Below are 20,710 nucleotides of genomic sequence, written 5' to 3'. Positions count from 1 at the left end.
GGTTAATCCCTATCCCCTGACACCTGATACCTGATCCCTGACCCCTTATGCCTAACTTATCAAACTACACAAAAGAATTTAAATACAACTTCAAGATTGCTTACCCCGTCATTTTAGGAATGTTGGGGCACACCTTTGTAGGTTTTGTCGATAATGTAATGGTAGGCAAAGTAGGCATTACCGAGCTCGGTGCCGCTGCTTTGGGAAATACCGCTATCTTTATCGCTATGTCCTTCGTTATAGGCTTCTCGGTGGCTACTACTTCCTTAGTAGCAATGAATGATGAAGCTGGCGATAAACAAACCGTGCAATCCATTCTCAACCATAGTATGCTGCTCAATATCATACTCAGCACAGTACTTTTCTTGCTGATGTTCTTTGTTGAACCGGTGATGAGAATCACAGGACAAAGTGAAAATGTAATCGCTTTAGCAGTCCCCTACACTCATTTGGTTGCCTTTTCATTGATACCTTTAGGCGTATTCAGCACTTTCAAACAATTCGCCGATGGTCTTTCTATGACCAAATATGCAATGTATGTTACCTTATTGGCAAACCTTATCAATATATTTGGTAATTATCTCTTCATCTATGGCAATTGGGGTTGCCCAAAATTAGGAGTATTAGGTGCTGGAGTAGGAACGCTCATTTCGCGTATAGCAATGCCTATAATGCTCTATTATATGCTCAAGTATTTACCTAAAACTAAAGAATACGTTACTCATATCAGTTTCAAAAACATAACTGAACCAATGATAAGAAAAATAAGCAACATCGGGCTACCTACAGGATTACAGATGATTTTTGAAACAGGTATTTTCTCTGCTGCTATATGGATAAGCGGTGTATTGGGCGAAAACCAACTCTCAGCTAACCAAATAGCTCTCAACCTATCAAGTATGACTTTTATGGTTGCTAACGGCTTAGGTATCACAGCTATGATACGTGTCGGCAATCAGTTAGGAGCTAAAAACTATGTCAATTTACGTCGGGTAGCCTTTTCTGTATTCTTATTAGTGTTGTGTACCCAAGTCTTTTTTGCAGGACTCTTAGCCTTATTACGCGATTGGTTACCCTCATTGTATTTGGAAATGGACAATATCGAAAAAGCAGCTACCAATGCAGCTGTAATAAGCGAAGCTGCTAATCTATTATTGATTGCTGCTATTTTCCAAATCTCCGATGGATTACAAGTTACAGCACTTGGGGCATTGCGTGGAGTCCAAGATGCCAAAATTCCTATGGTCATTACCTTTATAGCCTATTGGCTCATTGCCTTCCCTATTCTTTGTTTTTTAGGACTTCACACTTCTTTAGGTACTATGGGTATTTGGATAGGATTACTCACAGGACTCACTGCTGCTGCTATATGCCTCTTGTATAGGTTCAACCATATCAGCTTGCGACTCATCGCCAACGGTCATAAATTACCCAATTAACAAATTGCCTAATTGACAAATTATTATTACCTTTGCACGCTCTTTAATTTAAAAAACGAATATGAAAGCAGGAATTGTTGGACTGCCCAACGTGGGAAAGTCTACTCTATTTAATTGTTTATCAAATGCTAAAGCTCAAAGTGCCAACTTCCCGTTTTGCACTATAGAACCTAATTTAGGGGTAGTAAATGTACCCGATCCCCGTTTAGAAAAACTCGAAACTCTTGTAAAACCTGAACGTGTATTACCTGCAACCGTAGAAATTGTAGACATCGCAGGTCTTGTAAAAGGTGCGAGCAAAGGTGAAGGTTTAGGCAACCAATTTTTAGGAAATATACGTGAGTGTAATGCTATTATCCACGTGTTGCGCTGCTTTGAAAACGACAATATCGTACACGTCGATGGCAGTGTAGACCCCATCCGCGATAAAGAAACTATTGATATAGAACTACAACTAAAAGACCTCGAAACTGTCGAAAAACGCCTCGAAAAAGTAACCCGTGCTGCCAAAGCTGGCGATAAAAAAGCCGCTAAGGAAATGGACTTGCTCAATCGTGTGAAAGACGCTTTGCTCACTGGCGTTTCTGCCCGCGCTGTACAAGTAGCCGACGACGAAAAAGAATTATTAGAGAGCTTTCAATTGCTCACTGCTAAACCTGTGTTATACGTGTGTAATGTCGATGAAAAATCAGCTAAAAATGGTAATGCTTATGTAGAACGTGTAAGAGAAGTGGTGAAAAATGAAGAAGCCGAAATCATCGTTTTAGCTGTAGCTACTGAAGCTGATATCACCGAATTAGAAAGCTATGAGGAACGCCAAATGTTCTTGGAAGATATAGGATTAGACGAGCCTGGTGCTTCTAAATTGATTCGAGCTGCTTATCATTTGCTAAACTTGCAAACTTACTTCACCGCAGGAGTAAAAGAAGTTCGCGCTTGGACAATCCACAAAGGAGATACGGCTCCTCAAGCTGCTGGCGTTATCCATACTGATTTCGAAAAAGGATTCATCCGCGCCGAAGTAATTGCTTATGATGATTTCATCACCTATGGTAGTGAAGCTAAAGTCAAAGAAGCTGGAAAAATGCGCGTCGAAGGTAAAGAATATATTGTAAAAGACGGTGACATTATGCACTTCCGCTTCAACGTATAACCAAAATTGCTAATTATAAATATTTCATTATATGAGAAAAAAAATTGTAGCAGGTAACTGGAAAATGAACAACGACCTCAACAAATCGTTAGCCCTCATTTCCGACCTATTGAAAAAAGTACCTCAAACTGATGCCGAGGTAATGATTGCCCCTACCTTTGTAAACCTTATCCCAGCAGTAGACGCTGCTAAAGGTAGTAAAATCGAAGTGATTGCCCAAAATATGCACTTTGCCGAAAGCGGTGCTTATACTGGTGAGATTTCAGCTGAAATGTTGAATAGTATTGGCGTAAAAACCACTATTTTAGGTCACTCCGAACGCCGTGCTTACTTCAACGAAACCGACGAAAGTTTGGCTAAAAAAGTAGATACTGCTCTCAAACACAATATGCGTGTAGTATTCTGCATCGGTGAAGAATTAGCCGATCGTAAAGCTAACAAACACTTCGACGTTGTAGGTAGCCAAATCAAAAACGGCTTGTTCCACTTGCCTGCTGAGGCTTGGCAACACATCGTATTGGCTTATGAACCCGTATGGGCAATTGGTACAGGCGAAACTGCAACTCCAGAACAAGCGCAAGAAATCCACCACTTCATCCGCAAAACTATCGCTGATAAATATGGTAAAGAAGTAGCTGATAAAGTATCTATCTTGTATGGTGGTAGCGTAAAACCTGATAATGCTAAAGAAATCTTCGCTAAAGAAGACGTTGATGGCGGTCTCATCGGAGGCGCTGCCCTCAAAGCCGATGATTTTGTTACTATCATCAAAAGTATTTAATTGTTATTGTTAATACACAAACTTTGTCAAAGTTCTCTGGGACTTTGACAAAGTTTACTGCTTTCAATCTAAAAAATGTTACAAAACGACTTATTCCTTAGAGTACTCAACGGCGAAACTACCCAGCGTCCTCCCGTATGGATGATGCGACAAGCAGGCAGATATCTACCTGAATTTAGAGCTTTACGCGACAAATACGACTTCTTCACGCGTTGCCAAACCCCTGAGTTGGCAGCCGAAATTACCGTACAACCTGTCGATATAGTAGGTGTAGATGCCGCTATCTTATTTTCCGATATATTGGTAGTACCCCAAGCAATGAACATACCTTTTGAAATGAAGAAAGGTGTCGGACCTTGGTTGCCTAACCCTATTCGTACTGCTAAGGATGTAGTGCAAGTAACAATTCCTAATATCCAAGAGCGTTTGGGGTATGTGATAGAAGCTGTCAAACTTACCAAACAAATGCTCAACAATCGTGTACCTCTCATCGGTTTTGCTGGATCTCCTTGGACGATACTCTGTTATGCCGTCGAAGGGGCTGGTTCACGCGACTATGCTACTGCCAAAGAGTTTTGCTTCACGCAACCTGAGTTAGCGCATCAACTATTGCAAAAAATTACCGATACTACCATTCTCTACCTCAAAGAAAAAGTAAAAACAGGTGTCGATGCCGTACAATTGTTCGATAGCTGGGGGGGCGTTTTAGCCCCTGACGACTATCGTACTTTTTCTTGGCAATACCTTAACCAAATAGTAGAAGCACTTGCTCCGCTTACCAAAGTGATAGTGTTTGCTAAAGGTTGTTGGTATGCCCTCCCCGAAATGGCTACTTCTAAAGCCGCTGCTTTAGGTGTCGATTGGACTTGTGCTCCAAAAACAGCACGTCAGCTCACGGGTGGCAATAAAGTACTACAAGGTAACTTCGACCCTTCACAGTTGCTCGCTCCTCCTGCTCAAATTAAGAAAAAAGTAAAAGAAATGATCGATGCTTTTGGCAAAGACCACTACATCGCTAACTTAGGACACGGCATCCTGCCTAATGTCCCCGTTGAAAACGCTATCGCCTTTGTAGAAGCTGTAAAAGAATATCATTAAGAAAAAAATATGAAATTAAAACACGCATTCCTTATTATTCTGTTGGTACTTATCATCGACCAATGGAGCAAAATATACATCAAAACACACTTTATCCTCAACGAAGCCGTAACCGTTTTCAGTTGGTTTCAAATCTACTTTGTAGAAAACGAAGGCGCAGCTTGGGGTACTAAAATTCCCGGCGAATACGGCAAACTCATTCTTACCCTCTTCCGCATTGTAGCGGTAATAGGTATCGGCTATTGGCTGGTATCGGCAGTGAGAAAGCAACAACCTAAGATACTTATCATTTGCATTTCTTTGATATTGGCAGGAGCACTGGGCAATATCATCGATTCGGTGTTTTATGGCATAATTTTCGACCATAGTTATGGTAACATTGCTACCCTATTTGCCGAAAATCCTTACGGAACCCTCTTGCACGGCAAAGTGGTGGATATGTTCTACTTCCCTATTATCGATACTACACTTCCCAGCTGGGTACCCTTTTGGGGAGGCGAACGCTTTCGTTTCTTCGAGCCCGTGTTCAATGTGGCAGACTCTGCAATATGTATAGCAGTGGGGCTGATGATTTTATATCACAAAAAGATATTTCCTAAAAACTAAATGAATACAAAAACACTTGAAGACTTAGAGTTCCCTATGGTACTCTCTCATTTGTCTGACCTTTGCTTTACTGAACTCGGCAAGAAATACGCCTTACGTATCAAGCCTTTCGACAATCAGGAGACGCTGTTATTGGCACTGAATCAAACCAATGAATACCTATCGTCTTTTGATAATAACAACACAATCCCTTCACACTATTGCGAATCTATCACTTCCGAAATTAAACTTCTATCTATTGAAAACGCCTTGTTAGAAGTGTCGAGCATTAGGAAGATTCATCGTATCAGCGAGGTTGTAAACACTCAAATTCTCTTCTTTAAGAAGTTCAAAACGCTATACCCTACCCTTTTCGAAACCTCTGATAGTATCGAGTATACTACCGAACTGCTGAACGCTATCGATAAAGTGTTAGACAAGTACGGCGAGATAAAAAACGAAGCCTCTCCTACACTTGGCAATATACGTCGCGAGCTGAGCGCCTTGAAAGGAAAACTCAACGAAAGTTTCAACCGTGCTCTCGCCGAGTATAACACTGCCGACTATCTTGATGATATCCGCGAAACCGTAGTAGAAAACCGCCGCGTATTGGCAGTGAAAGCGATGTACCGCCGAAAAGTACAAGGCACCGTATGGGGGAGCTCAAAAACGGGTAGCATAGTGTATATAGAACCGCGACAAACCGAAATCTACTCTCGCGAACTCTCCAATTTGCTTTATGACGAAAAAGAGGAAATCCAGCGTATATTAAGAGAACTTACTGCCTTCATCAGTCAGTTTGCCGATTTGCTGAAAGACTATCAGCGATACATTACAGCCGTTGATATTATTTGCGCCAAAGCCAAGTACGCTCACCAAATGAACGCCCTTTTACCAGAAATCACTCAGGAGCGCGAACTATTCCTCCGTGAAGCATATCACCCTTTGCTGTACCTAAACAATGCCAAAAAAGGTGTTACTACCTTCCCTCAAACCATAGAACTGAATGATGAAAATCGTATTATTGTCATCTCGGGACCTAATGCGGGCGGAAAGAGTATTACGCTTAAAACCATTGGCTTATTGCAATTAATGTTACAAAGTGGAATGCTCGTTCCGGTGCATCATCGTTCTAAAATGTGTTTGTTTGAACGCATTCTTACCGATATCGGCGATAACCAATCTATTGAAAACCACCTTAGCACATACAGCTACCGACTCAAAAATATGAATTACTTCCTCAAAAAGTGCAATCACCGCACCTTGTTTTTGATAGATGAGTTCGGGACAGGTAGTGACCCCGAATTAGGAGGTGCTTTGGCTGAAATATTCTTAGAAGAGTTCTACCACCGAAAGGCTTTTGGGGTGATTACCACCCATTACACCAATTTAAAAATGCTGGCAGATGAATTACCCCACGCCAGCAATGCCAATATGCTTTTCAACGATAAAACCTTAGAGCCCATCTATAAGCTGATAATAGGCGAAGCGGGAAGTTCTTTCACTTTTGAAGTGGCGCAGAAAAATGGGATTCCGTTTAGCCTCATCAATCGGGCTAAGAAAAAAATAGAGAAAGGAAAAGTGCGTTTTGATGCCACTATCGCCAAATTGCAGAAAGAACGCTCCAAAATGGAAAAAACTGCCGAAACCCTGAAAGATGAGGAAACCAGAGCCCGCGAAGAAGCCAAACGTTTGGAGGAACTCAATGATAAAGTAAAAAGCAAGCTCGTAAATTATCAAGAACTCTATGACCAAAGCCAACGTATGATTACCTTAGGTAGTAAGGTAGACCAGATAGCCGAACGTTATTTCTACGATGGTAAGCGTCGCCCTTTGGTATCCGAATTTCTCAAACTCATTGAAATGGAAAATGCCAAGCGCAAACAAATGAGCAAAGAGGAACGTACCAAGCAAAAAGAGGAGAAAAAAACTACTACCAAAGAAGTTCATAAGCAAATGGAGGCTATCCGCCAGCAACGCAAAGAAGAGAAGAAAGAGCGCATTGCCCAAGAACGCGCCGAAAAGGAAAAGCTACAACGCGCCCTTTCAGTAGGCGACCGTGTGCGCATTAAAGACAGCCGGAGCGTGGGAAGTATCGATAAGATTGAAAAAGGCAAAGCCATAGTAAATTACGGGGCGTTTACTACCTCTGTTTCTTTGGACGAATTGGAGCTCGTACAGAAAATAAGATAATTTTATCGAAATTTTATTTGCTACGTAAAATATAATTGCTAATTTTGCATCATTCTAAATTAATAACTATATTTTATGTTCAAACACATCATATTATTTGTAATGCTCGTGATAAGTCCCCTACTATTTGGACAACATCACAAAATCAAAGGAACTATTTTAGATGAAAACAAGTTCCCTGTAGCTGGGGTGTCTATCCAATTGCAGACGAACCCTAACATTGCCACACAAACCGATGTTAATGGGCTGTATACGCTCAGCTTTACACCTAATGGCAAAGAGGTAACCTTAGAAATTATCAAAGAAGGGTTTGAAAAACAAACGGTCGTTGTTACGCTTCAAAACAACGAAAACCGCGTCACTTACGTAGATTTCACACTCCCAAAGGAGGCTATTGCTTTGGAAGAAGTAGTAGTGAGCGATAACCCTAGCTTGATTGCTAACTCCGAGAGTTTATCGCGAAAAAAATTAGATAAAGTTCCTGGGGGTACCAATATAGCCAACTTAAAGGATTTGTCCGAAAAGCGTTCTCAAACCCTCAAAGATGCTCTTGTGCGTCAACCAGGGGTAGTTATTCAAGAGTTTTTCGGTGGTAACGACCAGCCTCGCCTCAATATCAGAGGTTCAGGAATACAAAGCAATCCACAATCACGTGGGGTTGCCCTATATCAAGATGGTATTCCTATAAACTTTTCTGATGGCTCTTATATTATAGGTGTTTTAGAACCTCAAGCATCTAATTTAGTAGAAGTATATCGCGGAGCTAATGCTATGGAATATGGCGGAGCTACCTTAGGAGGTGCTATGAACTTCGTGACCAAAAATGGCTATAACGCCTCTCCTCTTAGTGTAAAAATGGAAGCGGGTAGTTTCAATTACTTCAACAGTAGTCTTTCTTCAGGATTTTCTTCTGGCAAAAACGATGGCTTTATTTCTACCTCCTATAGCAAAAGCGATGGATACCGCACTTACAACTCTTCCAAACGCTTCAACGCATTGCTCAATATTGGCAGACAGTTTACCAATAAGTTTGAAACTCGCCTATATGCCTCATTTACCGATTTGTATTTCGATATTCCAGGTCCTCTTACCAAACAACAATACGAAAGTGATAGCAAACAAATAAACGGAGCTCCTAAACTCACAGTTCCTTATGCTTTTGGACCTAATGTACAACGCGATAAACCTAATAGATCAAGCAAAATTGCACGTTTTGGTAGTAAGTCGGCTTATAAATTTAACAACCATAGTTTGCTCACTGCTACTTTGTATTACCAATATGCTGATGATGCCTTTGTATATCCCATAGCCACCAATATACGTCACGATTACAACAACGATTATGGTTTGCGTCTTACTTATGATTATAATACTCGTAAAAACGATTTGTCAATAGGGGTACAACTCAGCCAAGGCAAAATGCATCAATTGCGAAATATCAATGAAAGAGGAAGTTTTGGTGCATTATTTGCCAAACAAGACCTCTTATCAAACCACGCTGTAGCCTACATTTCCGATGTATACAAAATCACCGATAAATTCCTTATGAATGTAGCTGTACAAGGTAGTTACGACACCCGAAAGATAGAAGATAAATTTGAGGGTAGCAGCCGACCTATATCCTTCTTTGCTGGTCAAAATTTGCGCCGTGTTCAAAGCCCTTCTCCTATAAAAAAACTTGATAATGAGTATACCTACAATGCTGTCAATCCCAAAGCAGGTGTAATTTATAAGTTCAGTGATAATGCCCAAGTATATGGTAATTATAGCTTCAGTTATGAACCTCCTACCTTCCTTGAAATCATTCGCTTAACAGGAGGTGCTACAATGAGTGGTACACAAGTAATTTTCCCCAATAGTAGCAATGCCAATTCCAGTGCTAAAAATATTGCAGCCTTTGAATTGAAAGCTCAAAAAGCACAAACCGCTGAGATTGGAACTAAAGGAAATATTGGAGATGCTTTCGTGTGGAATGTAAGTGCCTATCACTCTTGGGTAAAAGATGAGATTTTTACCCTCACCGATGGCGAAATTGGCATCAATGGTATTACTGTAAACGCTCCTTATATCACCGTCCACCGAGGAGTTGAGGCGTCATTGCAATCTACCTTTGCCAAACGTGTATTTTCAAGTAGAGGTGATGCCTTTACCCTTTTTGTAAACTACAATTACAGCGATTTCTTCTTTGATGGAGGCGCTCTAAAAGGTAACCAAATAGCAGGTATCCCTAAACATTACATCTATGGTGCTTTAGACTATAAACACCCTTCTGGATTCTTTGCCGAGTTCAATGTTGAAGCACTCCCTGAAGATACCCCTACCGACCATAAAAATACTTATTACCAAGATGCCTATCAACTGTTAGGCGCTAAAATAGGATTTAAAAAAGGAAACTGGACGTTCTTCTTCCAAGGTAATAATTTAGCCGATACAGTTTATGCATCTAGCTATTTAATTCAAGACCAAGTAACCTCCTCCTCCTGCAAAAGTAGGCAACAGAGTCTTGCGACCTACCCCCACCATTGTCGATAAAACAAACTTTATCCCTGGTGTCGGACGTAACTTTGTAGGTGGTATAACTTACACTTGGTAAAAATCTTACAATTTAGTTTTGTACATATCAAAAAAGATTGTATCTTTGCACCCGAATTAATAACCGAGGTCGTGAACCTCACTAATTAAATTTTTTTATGCCAGTAAAAATCAGATTACAACGTCACGGTAAAAAAGGCAAACCTTTCTATTGGATTGTAGCCGCCAACTCACGTGCAAAAAGAGATGGTAAATTCCTTGAAAAATTAGGAACTTACAACCCAGTTTCTAACCCTGCTCAAATCGAAATTGATGTAGATGCAGCAGTAAAATGGTTGAAAAACGGTGCTCAACCAAGTGATACAGCTCGCCGTATCCTTTCTTACAAAGGTGTATTGCTTAAATATCACTTGTTAGGCGGTGTTGCCAAAGGTGCCCTTACCGAAGAACAAGCTGAAGCTAAATTCAAAGCTTGGTTAGACGAAAAAGCTAACAAAGTATCTTCTAAAGAACAAAAATTAGCTAAAGAAAAAGCAGATGCTAAAGCTAAAGCGTTAAGTGCTGAAAAAGAAGCTAACGAAAAACGTAAAAACGACGCTGCTGCTAAAGCTGCTGAGGCTGCTGCCGAAGCTACCGCTGAACAAGCTGAAGCTGAAGCTCCTGCCGAAGAAAACAACGAAACTGAAGCATAGACTCATAATATGACCATTAAAGATTGTTTTTATGTAGGAACAATTGTGTCAAAGTTTAGCTTTAAAGGGGAAGTGCTCATCAAATTAGATTCTGACGACCCCGAAATGTACGAAGAATTGGAATCAGTTTTTATTGCTTTAGGCAATAATCTGGTTCCTTTTTTTGTTGAAAAAAGCTCTTTGCACAAATCCGATTTACTCCGTGTAAAATTTGAAGAAGTTAATAGTGAAGCCGATGCCGATGCTTTGCTAAAACACAAAATCTACTTGCCCTTAGCAGCTCTTCCTAAACTTTCGGGTAATAAGTTCTATTACCACGAAGTAATAGGATTTGAAGTCGAAGATATAAACTATGGAAAAGTAGGTAAAATTGTGAGTATCAACGACACTACTTTCCAACCCTTATTCGAAATAGAAAATGAAGAAGGCAAAGAAATTCTCATCCCTATGAACGATGAGTTTATTGAAAAAGTAGATCGCCCTAACCAAAGAATCATTGTAAAAACCCCTGACGGTCTTATCAATTTATATGTAAATTAAACTTTTTATTAGGAGAAATTAATAAAAAGCATTACCTTTGTCGCTCAATAACATTAACACTCATTTTTCCAATGAAAAAATATATTGATACAGGAAAAAAAGATACCCGAAGTGGCTTCGGCGCTGGACTTGCCGAATTAGGTCGCAAAAACCCTAACGTAGTAGCCCTTTGTGCCGACTTGATTGGCTCCCTAAAAATGGAAAAATTTATCGAAGAAAACCCTACCCGTTTCTTCCAAATAGGTATTGCTGAAGCTAATATGATGGGCATTGCTGCTGGTCTTACTATCGGTGGTAAAATCCCCTTTACAGGCACTTTCGCAGCTTTCTCTACAGGTCGTGTTTATGACCAAATACGTCAATCAATTGCCTATTCTAATAAAAATGTAAAAATATGCGCCTCTCACGCCGGACTTACCTTAGGCGAAGACGGAGCTACTCACCAAATATTGGAGGACATCGGACTGATGAAAATGTTGCCTAATATGGTGGTTATCAATCCTTGTGACTACAATCAAACTAAAGCAGCAACCCTCGCTATTGCCGATTATGTAGGTCCCGTATACCTCCGCTTCGGTCGCCCTACCGTGGCTAACTTCACTCCTGAAGACCAAACTTTTGAAATAGGCAAAGGAATCTTGCTAAACGAAGGTTCTGATGTTACCATCGTTGCTACAGGTCACCTGGTTTGGGAAGCGCTTTTAGCTTGTGAAGCCTTAGAACAACAAGGCATCTCTGCCGAAGTGATTAATATCCATACTATCAAACCTTTAGACGAAGAAATCATCCTCAATTCTGTAAAGAAAACCAAAGCAATCGTTACTTGTGAAGAACATAATTACTACGGAGGTCTGGGTGAAAGTGTAGCTCGTGTACTTACACAACACTACCCTACTCCACAAGAGTTTGTTGCCGTAAACGATACCTTTGGTGAAAGCGGTACACCTACTCAACTTATACAAAAATATGGGTTAGATAAAGAGGGTATTTTAAAAGCAGTTCAAAAAGTACTGAAAAGAAAATAAATAGTATGATACAATCAATGACAGGATTCGGAAAGAGCGTGTTATCTCTTGCCGATAAACATATCAGTATAGAAATCAAATCTTTAAATAGCAAGAGTATTGATATCAACACGCGTATTCCTCAGGTATATCGCGAAAAAGAACTCGACTTTCGCAAACTTATTGCTGAACAATTGCAACGCGGAAAAGTAGATTTTAGCATCTTCATAGAAAATACAGGTACTCAAACTCCTTCTAAAATCAATCCTAACATCGTAAAATCGTACATCGAACAAATGCGTGCGATTGTGGATGGCGACCTTACCGAGTTGCTTAAAATGGCAGTGCGTATGCCTGATGCCTTGCAAACCACTTCCGAAAGTATTTCTGAAGAAGAACTTTCTGTTATTTTTCAACATATCAACCTTGCCATTGCCGATTTGCAAAACTTCCGCACTCAAGAAGGTAAAGTATTAGAAAAAGATTTTGTATTGCGAATTAACAATATCAACCGCCTATTACAAGAAGTACAAGGTCTTGACGAAGAACGCTTAGCTTTGATACGCGAACGACTTGAAAAAGCAGTTGCCGATATCCAAAATGTAGATGCCAATCGCTTTGAACAAGAACTTATTTTCTACTTAGAAAAATTGGATATTACCGAAGAAAAAATCCGACTCAAAAAGCACTTAGACTATTTTCTAGAAACCCTCCATAGCGAAGAATCTAACGGACGAAAACTGAGTTTTATCGCACAAGAAATTGGACGAGAGGTAAATACCTTAGGATCTAAAGCTAACTTTGCCCCTATGCAACAGTTAGTTGTCCAAATGAAAGATGAACTCGAAAAAATTAAAGAACAAGTATTAAACGTATTATAACCCACCTGACACTTAAAAATGAACAAACTAATTATTTTCTCAGCCCCCTCAGGGAGTGGCAAAACTACCATAGTAAAACACTTGTTATCTCTTGAAAATCTTAACTTAGCCTTTTCTATTTCGGCTACCTCTCGCGCACCTCGCGGTGTGGAACAACACGGCAAAGAATACTATTTCCTTTCAGCCGATGAGTTCAAAAATCGCATACAGCACGATGATTTTATGGAATGGGAAGAAGTATATGCTGGCTGTTACTATGGCACCCTAAAATCTGAAGTAGAACGTCTTTGGGCAAATGGTAAAAATGTAGTATTTGACCTTGATGTTGCTGGAGGTCTTCGCTTGAAAAAAAAATACCCTGACCAAACCTTGGCAATTTTTGTAGAACCACCAAGCCTCGTTGCCTTAGAAGAGCGTTTGCGCAATCGTAAAACCGAAACAGAAGAAAAAATAGAAATGCGCCTCAACAAAGCCGAACAAGAAATGGCTACAGCTCATCAATTTGATGTAATTATCAAAAATGATGATTTGCAACAAGCCCTACAAGAGGCTGAACGTATAGTAACCGAATTTATCAATCGATGAAAAAACAAATAGGCTTATTCTTTGGATCGTTCAACCCTATCCATATAGGGCATCTCATCATTGCCAATCATCTGGTAGAACACAGTGCTATGGACGAATTATGGTTAGTCGTAACTCCTCAAAACCCATTTAAAGAAAAACAATCACTGTTAGACAACCACTTGAGGTTAGAAATGACAAATTTAGCAATAGACGAATATCCCAAGTTAAGAGCTTCAAACATCGAATTTCAGTTGCCTCAACCCAATTATACAGTAAACACTTTAGCCTATTTGGAAGAAAAACACTCTCAAGCTAACTTTGCCTTAATTATGGGGGAAGACAACCTAAAGAGCTTTCACAAATGGAAAAACTACGAGCATATTTTAGCTAATTATCCTATTTATGTATATCCTCGTATTTCAGAGGGAGATATCCCCCGATCCTTAATCAATCACCCACAAATCACTCGTATAAATGCCCCTATTATTGAACTCTCAGCCACCTTTATACGTGAAGAACTCAAAGTAGGGCGCAATATACGTCCATTACTCCCTGAAAAAGTATGGCAGTATATTGATAAACTGGGACTCTACAGATAAAAATTTATCAATGTCTCTCCGAGATACTCCAAAAACTCCATTTTTCAGTAATTTGATCATCAATAAAATTAAAACAAAATGCCAAAAACAAAAATACTAATGGTTTGCTTAGGCAATATTTGTCGTTCACCCTTAGCCGAAGGTGTGATGAGAAGCAAACTCCCTTCCGATAACTTTGAAGTAGATTCAGCTGGTACTGCCAATTATCACGTTGGTGATGCCCCTGATGATCGTTCTATTGCTTCTGGTAAACAACACGGAATAGACATCTCTATGCTTAGAGGACGACAATTTTCTGCCAAAGATTTCTCTCACTTTAATTATATCTTCGTAATGGACAGAAGTAACTACCAAAACGTGCTCCGTTTGGCTAAGAACGAAAAAGAACGCGCTAAAGTACATTTTTTAGCCGATGCTTTAGGAGGAATGGCTCAACGTGAAATCCCCGACCCTTATTACGGTACAGAAGCTGATTTCGAAAACGTTTATCAACTTATTGACGAGGCTTGCACCAAAGTTGCTCACAAACTAAACCCTACCCCCTAACCCCTATCTCCTAAAATGGATTTCTCATCTAAGCTCTTAGAAAACGCTGTCTACGAAATAGCACAATTGCCCAGTATAGGCAAACGCACCGCCTTGCGTTTAGCATTGCATTTGCTCAAACAACCCGAAGAACAATCCTTGCAATTAGCACAAGCCATTGTAGCATTGCGCACCCACATACAGTACTGCAAAAACTGCCACAACATCTCCGATGTAGATATTTGTGAAATATGTGCCAACCCGACTCGCGACACAGGCATCATCTGTGTTGTAGAGGATTTCCGCGATGTAATGGCAATAGAGAACACTGGTCAATTCAAAGGACAATACCACGTTTTAGGAGGCAAAATATCCCCCATTGATGGGATTGCCCCCTCCAATCTACACATCGCCTCACTGATAGAAAAAGTAAAGGCAGGCAAAGTAACTGAACTCATTTTAGCTCTCAGCAACACTATGGAAGGTGATACAACCAATTTCTACATCTACAAACAAGTAGAGCCCTATCACATCACCATCTCCACCATTGCACGAGGCATAGCTGTAGGCAGTGAACTCGAGTACACCGATGAAGTAACCTTAGGTCGCAGCATCTCCCATCGCATCCCCTTTGAAAAAGCCATCAAAGCAGTATAACCCCATTACTCCCACCGCTCCCATCCCTGCACGTGCGGCTCATTCCCCCTCTTCAAAAATTCCCTAAAAAAATCCTATTTCATTAGGTTATTCAACTTTTTTACACTACATTTGCCGCACTGTATAAAATAAAGAGTTATTTTTTCTAATTAATTATAATAATGAATCTTATCCAAGAAGGTATAAAAAGAGGTCTTATCTCTATTTCAGAAGATGAGAAAACAATAAAATATATTCATCAAAATAAAAGTAGAAACTTTGCTAATCCAGAGGAAAAGGTGCAAGCTGAGGCTTTTATTTTGTTAGTTACTCAGTATAATTATAAGCCTGAACGAATTAAAATGTTTGTTCCTGTAAAAATGGGCGTAGAAACAAAAGAGGCTGATATAGTAGTATATAATGATGATGAATGTACAGAACCTCATATTTTAGTAGAATGTAAGAAAGCAGATATTACAGACCCTGCATTTAATGAAGCTGTAAATCAAGCATATAGTTATGCTTATGCAATGCCTAACAATGTAAAATATGTTTGGGTAACTTGTGCAAATAAAAACAGTTATTTTCAAGTAGATAAAACCAAAGAATCAAGAATTGAAGAAACTGATATTCCTTCGTATGGAGTAAAAGAATTGGCTAATTACAAATTTGTATATAAAGCAGCACTTATTTCTCATAAAGAAGGAGAACAAAAGTTTGAAGATTTAAAAACTATTGAACAAGAAGATTTAACAAGCCGATTTAAAAAAGCACACGATGCTCTTTGGGGAGGAGGACACCTCAATCCGTCAGAAGCCTTTGATGAGTTGGACAAACTTATTTTCTGCAAAATATGGGACGAAAGAAAAATTAGAAAAAAAGGAGACCCTTATGATTTTCAGATTATAAAAGTAGACCCTTCTGAAATAAAAAACTATAACAGTTTAAGTAAAGAACAAAAACCTAAAGCTATTGCTGATGAGGAAAACAGACGCCTTTTAAATAGAATTAACGACCTTTATAACGAAGGTAGAAAGAAAGACCCAGAAGTTTTTCGCGATAATATCAGACTCTCTCCTGAAAAAATTAGAACTGTAGTAGGATATTTACAAGGTATTAACATAGGAAAAACAGATTTAGATGCGAAAGGTCGGGCTTTTGAAACCTTTATGAATTCTTTTTTTAGGGGTAATTTTGGTCAATATTTTACTCCTCGTGAAATTGTAAAATTTATTGTTGATGTATTACCTATTACAAATGAATCTCTTGTTTTGGATACCTCGTGTGGTAGTGGAGGATTCCTCTTATATGCTTTGAATAAAGTAAGAGAGCTTGCTAATAAAGAAATACCTGATTACAAAGAGGATCGTGATGAATGGGAAAAACATTTAAATTTTTGGCACGATTTCGCTGAAAAGAACCTATATGGTATAGAAATTAATGAACAGATTTCGAGAGCTGCCAAAATGAATATGATTATTCACGATGACGGGCATACCAATGTGATTACTTCAGACGGACTTTTAAGTGCTGAAGAAATTCAAAAAAACACAGAAAACAAAGGTTTTAAATACAATCATTTCGATTTTATCATTACCAATCCTCCTTTTGGTAGTACCGTGCGCCAAACAGAAAAAGCCTATTTAAAAGAGTACAAGTTGGGCAAAAAAGAAGAGGATTGGCTGGCTGTAAAGCAAGCTCCTGAAACTGTACGCGAAAACCAAAGTACTGAAGTCTTATTCATTGAGCAATGTTACAGATTCCTAAAACCAGAAGGTTATTTAGCTATTGTTATTCCTGATGGTATCTTAACCAATAGTTCTTTGCAATATGTTCGCGACCATATAGAAGAGACTTTTAGAATAGTTGCCGTAGTTTCTATGCCTCAAACGGCTTTTGCTGCCAATGGAGCAGGAGTAAAAAGCTCTGTACTGTTCTTGAAAAAATATTCTGAAGCAGAAACTAAAGAAATCAAAGACTTAAAACAAAACACAAAGCACAGTTTGCTTTCCTCATATCAGTACAAGGAAAAAGTAAAACAATTAGAAAGTGAGAAAAAACAAGCTATAAGTGCCCTTGAAAAAAATATAAAGAAAAACACCCTTCTCTTGATAAAAAAGGATTAGCTCCTCTTATGGCTGAAGAGAAGAAAGAAATACAAGAGGAGTTTTCAGAAAAAGTAAATAACCTCAAAGAGGAATTGCAAGATGCTTTCTTAACAGAGAAGCAGAAAAAGCTAAAAGACTATCCTATTTTTATGGCGATTGCCGAAGAGATAGGTTATGATGCTACAGGCAAAAAAATTGCAGTGAATGAATTGGAGGTTATAGGGAAAGAGTTAGAACGATTTATAAATGCTATCAATAATGAAGAAATTTAAGTTATCAGAAAATATAGACCCTAATAAGGTTTTTATCATTAATCGTTCGGAATTGGAAGGGAGACTAGATATTAATTTTAATTCTTTTTCAATAAGAAAAATTGTTGAAAGGATTAAATCAAAAGGAGCTCTTAAATTAATTGATATTACAGAACCTATAAAAAATGGTTCAACTCCTTCTGATGGTAAATTTGAAAATTCAGGAGTAACTTATTATCGTTCACAAGATTTTACCCTTTATTCTTTCTCAAAAAATCAGTATATTTCTGAAATTTTTAACTCAAAAATTATTCGTTCTTATATAAAGAAAGGAGACATATTACTTGCTGTTGTAGGTGCAACATTAGGAAAAGTAGGATATGTTTATTCAGAAGAATTAGAAGGCAATATTAATCAAAATATTGCAAGAATAAGAATTAATGATGAAAGATTCTTATCTGAATTTGTAGCTATTTATTTAGATAGTAACATTGGACAAAAGCTAATACAAAGATATACTACTATTACAACACAAGCATATCTAAATAATCAACAATTAGGAAAAATACCTATACCTCTATTGAAAATAGAAGTTCAACAAAATATTATAAATATTCTAAAAAGTGCATACTTAAAAAAACAACAAAAAGAAGCTGAAGCTCAAAGGTTGTTGGATAGTATTGATGATTATCTTTTAGGAGAGTTAGGCATTACACTACCCAAAGAAGAAGAGTATTTACCGCAAAACACTGATAAAAACAGTAGCTATAACTTAGATAATGATAACCCGTTAGTAAAAAAGGGGCGTTTGTTTTTGACAAATCTATCAGAAGTAACTGGGAAAAGAATTGATCCTGATTATTATTCTATATATTATAAGAAAATAATGACTAAGGTAGAGAAAGGTAAATATCCAATGGATACAATTAGTAATAATTGTATAAATGTTTTCTCAGGTAAGACTCCTTCAAGTTCTGAATATTCTAAGGATAACACACTTTATCCTATAATTAAAGTAAGTAGTTATACAGATTACAAGATTGATGTTGAAAAAGCTGCTTTTTCAGTAAACAAACAACCTTTTAGTATACTAAAAGGGGATATGTTTATTCTTTCAGCAGCTCATCAAGCTGAATATGTTGGAAAACATATAAAATATTTAGAAGAAACTCCCGAATGTTCTACTTCTTTTGTTGGAGAACTATTATGTATTAGAGTAAATCAAGAAAAATTATTATCAAACTATCTGTTTCCATTGTTAAATACTAAATACTATAAAATATTAATTAATCGAGAAAAAACAGGACAAACATCACATATTTATCCCAAAGATGTAGAAAGTATAAAAATCCCCCTACCTCCCTTACAAAAACAAAATGAAATAGCTGCCCATATCTCACAAATACGAAATAAAGCTAACGCATTAAAGCAAGAAGGAAAAGAAATTTTGGAACAAGCTAAGCAAGAAGTAGAGCAAATGATATTAGGCAATTAGTTCCCTAATATCATCTGTTCAATATTCTTTTTTGCTGTTTCTAATGTATTAATTGCTTCTAATTGTAGTTTTTTAGCTTCTTCTCTAATTGTTGTTATTCTATTAGCTATTTCTGTTTGCTTTTGGATATCTATTTTTCCATTTTCAGAAACAGGAATAACAATATTTTGATTAAGATAACTATTCATAATGAGATTTCTAATCCCATTGGTTTGGCTTTGCATTGCTTCTGTGAGTCTAATATTATGCATCATCTTTAAAAAGCAAAACAAATATTCAGGATTGATTTTTTTATTAGTAACTCTTATTTTATGAATAAAATTACTATAACACAAAACATTATCTTTAATTATATTTTGTGTTATAATGGCTATTCTACCCACTGGTTGGTCTGGACTTCCTCCTGATTTTTCTATTAATAAATCATTTTCTTTTAAATCTATTTTAGATAAAATACTTTTCTTTATTAAGCGGTATTTTACTCTTGAATTATCTAAATTCAAATTGTATTGATTATCAAATTCAGTAGCTCTAATTACTAAACACTTTTGATACTCTTCATTCTCCTCAACTTCTTCATTTTCATCAATTCCCCAATTACCTGTTATACTTTGAATAATGAATGATTTCAAAGGCAGTGCAATGAACTTTTTCAAATCAATATTATCAATGCTACTTTTTAGTAATTTTGTCTTAATATCATAACCTTTAGGGTCAATTCTTTTCCCAGTTACTTCTGATAGATTTGTCAAAAACAAACGCCCATCATTGTTTTATCCTTTTTGATTATATTTATTACTTTAATCAAATTAATTTATACAATGATTTATGGATATATTCGGGTAAGTTCCGATAAACAAACCGTAGAAAACCAACGTTTTGAAATTGGTAATTTCTGTGAGAAAAACAACCTAACTATTGATGTTTGGGTAGAAGAAACTATTTCAGGTATGACAAGAGTAGAGAATAGAAAACTCGGTAAACTCCTTAAAAGAATGAAAAAAGGTGATATCCTTATTTGCTCAGAGCTCTCGCGGTTGGGGCGTAACCTCTTGATGATTATGGGGGTGCTCAATGAGTGTATGAACCGCGATATTCAGGTGTGGACAATTAAAGATAATTATCGCTTGGGGAGCGACATTAATAGTAAGGTGTTGGCATTTGCTTTTGGGCTTTCTGCTGAGATTGAACGTAACCTTATCAGTCAGCGTACAAAAGAGGCATTGGCACGCAAGAAAGCAGAGGGAGTAGTTCTCGGTCGCCCTAAAGGTAGTAAGTCCGCTAAAACAAAACTCACAGGGCAAGAAAAGAAAATTAAGGAGCTTTTAGAGAAAAAAGTATCGTATTCAGCTATTGGGCGTATTCTTGGGGTGCATAGGCTTACAGTAAGTACTTTTGTAAAAGAACGATTGTGTAAGTATGGTGTCTGATTTTATTAGGTCATTTGACTTTTTTATAATACATTTGCAACTCTCATCTAAACTCTTTACAAAGATATGAAACACTTTTTAATTACCCTTTTTGCAGTATTACTCACTCAACTTAGCGAGGCTCAAACTCAAAAATATTCAACTTTCTATATACAATAAGCTAGTTTATTTAACGTCAGTTTGATATAACAGAACATTGAT

20 protein-coding genes are annotated in these 20,710 nt (G+C 37.8%); 19 read left to right on the top strand and 1 reads right to left on the bottom strand.

What is annotated here, in order from left to right:
- The first annotated feature begins 47 nt into the window (after positions 1-47).
- The 18 genes from HMPREF9073_RS10205 to HMPREF9073_RS10120 all read left to right on the top strand — a co-directional run bounded on the left by HMPREF9073_RS10205 (position 48) and on the right by HMPREF9073_RS10120 (position 19,079).
- Positions 48-1,439, top strand: a complete 1,392-nt coding sequence (locus HMPREF9073_RS10205) for an MATE family efflux transporter (protein WP_009413664.1) — start codon at positions 48-50, stop codon at positions 1,437-1,439.
- A 61-nt stretch (positions 1,440-1,500) separates the two neighbouring features.
- The gene (gene ychF, locus HMPREF9073_RS10200) at positions 1,501-2,592 is read left to right on the top strand and encodes a redox-regulated ATPase YchF (protein WP_009413663.1); all 1,092 of its coding nucleotides are present in this window, start codon (positions 1,501-1,503) and stop codon (positions 2,590-2,592) included.
- A gap of 31 nt (positions 2,593-2,623) precedes the next feature.
- Complete coding sequence (tpiA, locus tag HMPREF9073_RS10195) at positions 2,624-3,373, top strand: triose-phosphate isomerase (RefSeq protein ID WP_009413662.1); 750 nt, start codon at positions 2,624-2,626, stop codon at positions 3,371-3,373.
- A gap of 75 nt (positions 3,374-3,448) precedes the next feature.
- Entirely contained in the window at positions 3,449-4,471 is a 1,023-nt protein-coding gene (gene hemE, locus HMPREF9073_RS10190) for a uroporphyrinogen decarboxylase (RefSeq protein WP_009413661.1), read from the top strand.
- 9 nt (positions 4,472-4,480) lie between these two features.
- Entirely contained in the window at positions 4,481-5,077 is a 597-nt protein-coding gene (locus HMPREF9073_RS15725; protein ID WP_009413660.1) for a lipoprotein signal peptidase, read from the top strand.
- Positions 5,078-7,249: a MutS domain V protein gene (locus HMPREF9073_RS10180; RefSeq protein ID WP_009413659.1), complete on the top strand. Its 2,172-nt coding sequence runs from the start codon at positions 5,078-5,080 to the stop codon at positions 7,247-7,249. It abuts the gene before it with no gap.
- Between the two features lie 75 nt (positions 7,250-7,324).
- The gene (locus HMPREF9073_RS10175) at positions 7,325-9,781 is read left to right on the top strand and encodes a TonB-dependent receptor (RefSeq protein ID WP_009413658.1); all 2,457 of its coding nucleotides are present in this window, start codon (positions 7,325-7,327) and stop codon (positions 9,779-9,781) included.
- A gap of 158 nt (positions 9,782-9,939) precedes the next feature.
- Entirely contained in the window at positions 9,940-10,473 is a 534-nt protein-coding gene (locus HMPREF9073_RS10170) for a 30S ribosomal protein S16 (RefSeq protein WP_002678283.1), read from the top strand.
- Positions 10,474-10,482: 9 nt separating this feature from the next.
- Positions 10,483-11,013 (top strand): ribosome maturation factor RimM, encoded by a 531-nt coding sequence (gene rimM, locus HMPREF9073_RS10165; RefSeq protein WP_009413657.1) that lies wholly within the window; start codon positions 10,483-10,485, stop codon positions 11,011-11,013.
- Positions 11,014-11,084: 71 nt separating this feature from the next.
- A complete protein-coding gene (locus tag HMPREF9073_RS10160) occupies positions 11,085-12,038 on the top strand; it encodes a transketolase family protein (RefSeq protein WP_009413656.1) in 954 nt (317 codons plus the stop codon).
- 5 nt (positions 12,039-12,043) lie between these two features.
- A complete protein-coding gene (locus tag HMPREF9073_RS10155; protein ID WP_009413655.1) occupies positions 12,044-12,898 on the top strand; it encodes a YicC/YloC family endoribonuclease in 855 nt (284 codons plus the stop codon).
- An 18-nt stretch (positions 12,899-12,916) separates the two neighbouring features.
- Positions 12,917-13,483 (top strand): guanylate kinase, encoded by a 567-nt coding sequence (gmk, locus tag HMPREF9073_RS10150; RefSeq protein ID WP_009413654.1) that lies wholly within the window; start codon positions 12,917-12,919, stop codon positions 13,481-13,483.
- Positions 13,480-14,064: a nicotinate (nicotinamide) nucleotide adenylyltransferase gene (gene nadD, locus HMPREF9073_RS10145; protein WP_009413653.1), complete on the top strand. Its 585-nt coding sequence runs from the start codon at positions 13,480-13,482 to the stop codon at positions 14,062-14,064. The genes gmk and nadD overlap by 4 nt, the downstream gene beginning before the upstream one ends.
- Before the next feature lie 78 nt (positions 14,065-14,142).
- Positions 14,143-14,610 carry a low molecular weight protein-tyrosine-phosphatase gene (locus HMPREF9073_RS10140; protein WP_009413652.1) on the top strand — a complete coding sequence of 156 codons (468 nt, stop codon included), beginning with the start codon at positions 14,143-14,145 and terminating at the stop codon, positions 14,608-14,610.
- A gap of 15 nt (positions 14,611-14,625) precedes the next feature.
- Positions 14,626-15,246: a recombination mediator RecR gene (gene recR, locus HMPREF9073_RS10135; protein ID WP_009413651.1), complete on the top strand. Its 621-nt coding sequence runs from the start codon at positions 14,626-14,628 to the stop codon at positions 15,244-15,246.
- 161 nt (positions 15,247-15,407) lie between these two features.
- Positions 15,408-17,351, top strand: coding sequence for an N-6 DNA methylase (locus HMPREF9073_RS10130; RefSeq protein WP_009413650.1), 1,944 nt, complete (start codon positions 15,408-15,410; stop codon positions 17,349-17,351).
- An 8-nt stretch (positions 17,352-17,359) separates the two neighbouring features.
- Positions 17,360-17,605: a hypothetical protein gene (locus HMPREF9073_RS15995; RefSeq protein ID WP_009413649.1), complete on the top strand. Its 246-nt coding sequence runs from the start codon at positions 17,360-17,362 to the stop codon at positions 17,603-17,605.
- A complete protein-coding gene (locus HMPREF9073_RS10120; RefSeq protein WP_009413648.1) occupies positions 17,592-19,079 on the top strand; it encodes a restriction endonuclease subunit S in 1,488 nt (495 codons plus the stop codon). Before HMPREF9073_RS15995 ends, HMPREF9073_RS10120 begins: the two co-directional genes overlap by 14 nt.
- On the opposite strand, the gene HMPREF9073_RS10115 is transcribed toward HMPREF9073_RS10120, so the two are convergent.
- A complete protein-coding gene (locus tag HMPREF9073_RS10115) occupies positions 19,076-19,831 on the bottom strand; it encodes a restriction endonuclease subunit S (protein WP_009413647.1) in 756 nt (251 codons plus the stop codon). The two genes, HMPREF9073_RS10120 and HMPREF9073_RS10115, sit on opposite strands and share 4 nt — an antisense overlap.
- A 69-nt stretch (positions 19,832-19,900) precedes the next feature.
- On the opposite strand from HMPREF9073_RS10115, the gene HMPREF9073_RS10110 reads away from it, so the two are divergent.
- Positions 19,901-20,509, top strand: coding sequence for a master DNA invertase Mpi family serine-type recombinase (locus tag HMPREF9073_RS10110; protein ID WP_009413646.1), 609 nt, complete (start codon positions 19,901-19,903; stop codon positions 20,507-20,509).
- The last annotated feature ends 201 nt before the right edge of the window (positions 20,510-20,710 follow it).

The sequence above is a fragment of the Capnocytophaga sp. oral taxon 326 str. F0382 genome (genome assembly GCF_000318295.1).
Taxonomy (GTDB): domain Bacteria; phylum Bacteroidota; class Bacteroidia; order Flavobacteriales; family Flavobacteriaceae; genus Capnocytophaga; species Capnocytophaga periodontitidis.
Note: the sequence above shows the minus strand (reverse complement) of the source record. Positions and strands in the feature narration are given on the sequence as shown.